This window comes from Chitinimonas sp. (assembly GCF_041904975.1).
GTDB lineage: Bacteria > Pseudomonadota > Gammaproteobacteria > Burkholderiales > Chitinimonadaceae > Chitinimonas.
Genome location: NZ_JAYRLZ010000188.1, coordinates 1 through 4,907, shown reverse-complemented (window position 1 = coordinate 4,907; position 4,907 = coordinate 1). Strand labels below are relative to the sequence as shown.

The following is a 4,907-nucleotide window of genomic DNA, read 5'->3' as shown; positions in this document are numbered from 1 at the left end:
ATGGGGCCGCTACCGGGCAACCCGACCACCGACCCGACCTTTGGCCTGCCTGCAGTGTGGATAGACAACCATCTGCGCGAACAGGCCCAGGCGCTCGGCTACACCGTGGTGGACGCCAGCACGGTAGTTGCCACGCATATTTCCAACCTGCTGCAAAGCCATGCTTCCGAATTGCTCGGCCGCGAGGAAGTGCAGCAGCTGCTCGACCATGTCGGCAAGGAATTGCCCAAGCTGATCGAAGACCTGGTGCCCAAGGTGATTCCGATCGGCACCTTGCAAAAAGTGCTGCAAAACCTGCTCGACGAAGGCATGCATATCCGCGATATGCGCACCATTCTCGAGACACTGGGCGAACATATGCTCAAGACCAGTGATATCGATGAGTTGACTTCCACAGTACGCGTCGCGCTTGGACGCGCCATTGTTCACCAGCTGTTCCCGGGCGAGAGCGAATTGCAGGTGATCGCACTCGACCCCAATCTGGAGCAGATCCTGCTGCAGGCCAGCCAGGGCAAGGGTGGTGGCCTCGAGCCCGGCCTTGCCGAATCGCTATTGCAGCAGGCCAGCCAGCTCACCGAACAAATGGAAAACCAGGGCATGAACAGTGTGCTGATTACGCCATCGCAGTTGCGGCCACTGCTGAGCCGCTTTTTGCGCCGCTCCATCCCGCAGTTCCGCGTGCTGGCGCATAGTGAAATACCCGACAACAAGACCATCCGGGTGGTAGGCGTGCTCGGCGGCCGCGCTGCGGCGGCCTGAGCCAACCCGGGATGCACAGCCAATAGAAGACGGTTGAAACCGCAATCGACCAAGAAAGGGACAAGATCATGGTCGTCAAGAAATTCCACGGCGCCACCACGCGCGAAGTACTCAAACAGGTACGCGATGAGCTGGGGCCCGATGCGCTGATCCTGTCCAACCGGCAAATGCCGGATGGGCAGATCGAAATCATGGCAGTGGCCGACACCGAAGTCGCCACCTTGGGCAAAGCGCCCACCGTGCCTACAAACGCGCGCAATGCCCCAGCAGCAAAAGCGGCCCCACCAGCCCAGGCGGCCAGCCGTGCGCTGCAGCGCACCTATGCCCTGCCGGCCGAGCTTGATGATGACGAGGAACTCTCGCTCAGCAGCAGCCTGCGCAGCCCGGCCAAGGCCGAAGCACCGCGCCCGTCTGCCGCCAGGCCCGCCGCGCCGGAACCCGCGCGCCCGGCCGTGGTGATCGCGCCGGAAGCGGTGCACGACATCATCCCGGAAACGGCGCCAACGCCGGCTACACCCTTCACGGCACGCTACCGCTATGAGCCGCCGGAGCTGGACCTCACCCAGGCGCCGGTAAACAGTGGTCAGCGGGTGGAACCGGTATTGGGTTCTGGCAATGCCAAAACAGGCACCGCCGTTGAAGCTGCCCCGCCCGCCCCTGCCAGCATCCTCGCCGCCGCGCCTATCCAGTCCGCGCCGCCGCTCGATCTTGGCGAACACAGCCGGCGCATCGACACCCTCAGCCATGGCATGGAAGACATCAGCGGCGAAATCAAGATGCTGCGCAGCCTGCTGGAAGGCCAGCTGGCCGGGCTGGCCTGGAATGAATTGAAGCGGCAGAACCCGGAGCGGCTGGAAGTACTGCGGCGCCTGCTCGGCGTAGGCTTCAGCCCAGCCTTGAGCCGGCAGATCGTCGAACATATGCCGCAGGGCTATAGCATCGAGCGCGGCATGAAATGGGCGCGCACCGCGCTGCAACATAATCTGCCCACTGTCGGCAACGGCAGCGATATTGTCGATGCCGGCGGCGTTTATGCCCTGGTCGGCCCCACCGGTGTCGGGAAGACCACCACGGTGGCCAAGCTGGCGGCACGTGCCACGCTCAAGCATGGCGCAGCGCGCGTCGCCCTGATCACCACCGATGGCTACCGTATCGGCGCGCAGGACCAGCTGCGCATCTACGGCAAGATACTGGGGGTGCCGGTATATGCAGTCACCGACGAGAGCGATCTGGCACAAACCCTGGCCGATTTGCGCAATCGCCTTCTGGTGCTGATCGACACGGTGGGCATGGGCCAGCGCGATCAGCGGGTAGTCGAGCAGATTGCCCTGCTGGCCGGCCAGACCACGCCGGTCAAACGCCTGTTGCTGCTCAGCGCCAATGCCCATGGCAGCACGCTGGACGATGTGGTGCGGCGCTATCACGGCGAGGGCCTCGCCGGTTGCGTATTCACCAAGACCGATGAAGCATTCAGCCTCGGTAGCGGCCTTGATGTGATCGTGCGCTACAAGCTGCCGCTCTACTACATCACCAATGGGCAGCGCGTGCCGGAAGACCTGCATCTCGCCAGCGCCGCCTACCTGATCGACCGGGTATTCAAAACCCCGCCGGAAGCGCCAGCCTACCGCCTCAAGCAAGAGGAGTACGCCCTGTTCGTCGGCGCGCAAAGCCCGACGCTGGACTTTACCTGGCGCGAAACGGCAGCGTGAGCAAGCGGATGGATCGCTTCGACAACAGTGTTGCCACCATAGCCACCGACCAGGCAGCGAGCCTGCGCAAGCTGGTGGGCGGCGCCGGAGGCCAGTCCATTGCCCTGACTGGAGGCGGCAGCACCGGCGTGACCACGCTGAGCCTGAATCTGGCCGCCTCGATTGCCGCGCTGGATCAGCGTGTTTTGCTGCTGGATGAAGACGAAAGCCGCCATAACGCCATCCAGCGCCTGCAGCTGCGCCAGCGCCACGCCTTCGAGCACGCCGCCGCCCGCGAAGTGCGGCTGGATGAATTGCTGCTATCCGCCCCCGGATTCGAGCTGATGCCGGCCGCCTTTCCGGCCGCCATCAACCGCCTGCCTCCTGGCCGCGCCGAGCAGCTTAGCGACGAATACGATTCGCTGATTGCGCGCATCGACTGCGTGCTGATCGACGCCCGGCCGATTGCCGATGACCACGCACCGGGCCTCGCGCTGTCGGCAGACGAGGTGGTGGTAGTGATCACCCCCTCGGCCGATTCGATCACTTCGGCCTATGCCACCATCAAGCGTCTGCATACCGAATTCGGCCGGCGCGATTTTCGCTTGCTGGCGAACCGGGTGCGTACGCTGGAAACCGCCATGGCGCTGTTCAACCGGGTGAAGGAAGTGGCCCTGCGTTATCTCGATGTCAGCATGAAGCTGATCGGCTTTGTACCGGAAGACGAGCAGCTGGCACGTGCCAACAAGCTCGGCCAGCCAGTTGCACATGCCTTCCCGCAAAGCGAAGCCAGTGTTGCGTTTGCCCAGCTGGCCGCGGCCATGCGCCGCTGGCCGCGCCGCAGCAGCAGCGCCGATAGCGCCAACCTGATGTATCGGGCACTCGAGCTATGCCGAAGGCTGGATCATGACCGCTGAGCCATTGCCAGCGAGCACTGCCGATTGCTACGCTTTACCACAATGCGCGTGCAATGCTGGCAAAGCCCCGATAACTAGGGCATAACTAAGTTAACTTTTCTCCGACACAAAGCATGCCATCTACCCGCGCCCTTGGTCTGTACCGGCAAAATGCCGCCGATCCGGTGGAAGAGCGCGTCAATGCCAATGCGCCGCTGGTCAAACGCCTTGCCTACCATCTGGTTTCCCGCCTGCCGGCCAGCGTCGAAGTCGATGACCTGATCCAGGCCGGCCTGATCGGCCTGATGGAAGCCGCACGTAACTTCGATGTCACCGCCGGTGTGCAGTTCGAGACCTATGCCAGCCAGCGCATCCGTGGCGCCATGCTCGACGAATTGCGCGAGGCCGACTGGTTGCCGCGCCATCTGCGCCGTTCGATGCGCGATATCGAAAGCGCCATGGTCAAGCTCGAGCATCAGCTCGGCCGACCGGCTACCGAGTCGGAAATGGCCGCCGCGATGAATCTGAGCCTGAGCGAGTATCAGGAACTGCTTGGCGATTGCCGTGGCCATCAGCTGATCTACTACGATGACCGCGATGACGACGACGATGCTCCGCATATGCTCGATTCGCTCGCCGCCGATATGCTGTCCGACCCGCTGAATGAACTGGACGAGGGCAATTTCCGTCAGGTGCTGGTTGATGGCATCGCCAACCTGCCCGAGCGCGAAAAGCTGGTCATGGCGCTGTATTACGAGCAGGACCTCAATCTCAAGGAAATCGGCGCCGTACTCAATGTATCGGAGTCACGCGTGTGCCAGCTGCATAGCCAGGCAATTGCCCGCCTGCGCGTCAAACTGCGCGACTGGACCGGCAAGTAGGAAATGCGGCAGGCCGATGAGCATACAGATCAACCTTAACCACGAACGCCCCCTACATGGATAGATTGAGCCTGATCGGCCTGTTAATCGGTTTATGCGCCATCGTCGGCGGCCAGGTGCTCGAGGGCGGCCGCATTTCCTCACTGCTGCAGGCCACCGCCTTCTTGATCGTCATCGGCGGCACCGCCGGCGCAGTATTGCTGCAAAGTACCCTGACCAGCTTTCTCGACGGCACCCGCATGCTGCGCTGGGTGGTGTTGCCGCCCAAGGACGACCCGGAAGCACTGGTAAAGACCATGGTGACCTGGAGCAATACCGCCCGGCGCGGTGGGCTGTTGGCACTGGAAACCCCGCTGATGAGCGAGAAAGACCCCTTTATCCGTCGCGCCTTGCAAATGCTGGTCGATGGCGCCGAGCCGGAGGCCATTCGCCAGACCATGGAGCTGGACCCCAGCGCTTATGACGAGAAATATCGCGCCGGCGCGCAGATCTGGGGTGCAGCCGGCGGCTATGCGCCCACCATCGGCATTCTCGGCGCGGTGATGGGGCTGATCCACGTGATGGAAAACCTGTCCGACCCCTCCAAGCTCGGTGCCGGCATCGCGGTGGCCTTTGTCGCCACCATCTATGGGGTGGGTTCGGCCAATCTGTTCTTTCTGCCCATCTCCAACAAATTGCGCCAG

At 62.9% G+C, this 4,907-nt stretch carries 5 protein-coding genes; all 5 read left to right on the top strand.

What is annotated here, in order from left to right; all coding sequences use genetic code 11:
- On the top strand, nucleotides 1-759 hold a 759-nt coding region (locus ACE3OH_RS15770), incomplete at its 5' end, for an FHIPEP family type III secretion protein (RefSeq protein ID WP_374355008.1).
- Nucleotides 760-827: 68 nt separating this feature from the next.
- Nucleotides 828-2,468 (top strand): flagellar biosynthesis protein FlhF, encoded by a 1,641-nt coding sequence (flhF, locus tag ACE3OH_RS15765; protein WP_374355005.1) that lies wholly within the window; start codon nucleotides 828-830, stop codon nucleotides 2,466-2,468.
- The gene (locus ACE3OH_RS15760) at nucleotides 2,465-3,364 is read left to right on the top strand and encodes a MinD/ParA family protein (protein ID WP_374355002.1); all 900 of its coding nucleotides are present in this window, start codon (nucleotides 2,465-2,467) and stop codon (nucleotides 3,362-3,364) included. The genes flhF and ACE3OH_RS15760 overlap by 4 nt, the downstream gene beginning before the upstream one ends.
- A 113-nt stretch (nucleotides 3,365-3,477) precedes the next feature.
- Nucleotides 3,478-4,224: an RNA polymerase sigma factor FliA gene (locus tag ACE3OH_RS15755; RefSeq protein WP_374354999.1), complete on the top strand. Its 747-nt coding sequence runs from the start codon at nucleotides 3,478-3,480 to the stop codon at nucleotides 4,222-4,224.
- A gap of 56 nt (nucleotides 4,225-4,280) precedes the next feature.
- The coding region (locus ACE3OH_RS15750; RefSeq protein WP_374354996.1) for a flagellar motor protein at nucleotides 4,281-4,907 on the top strand (627 nt) is incomplete at its 3' end.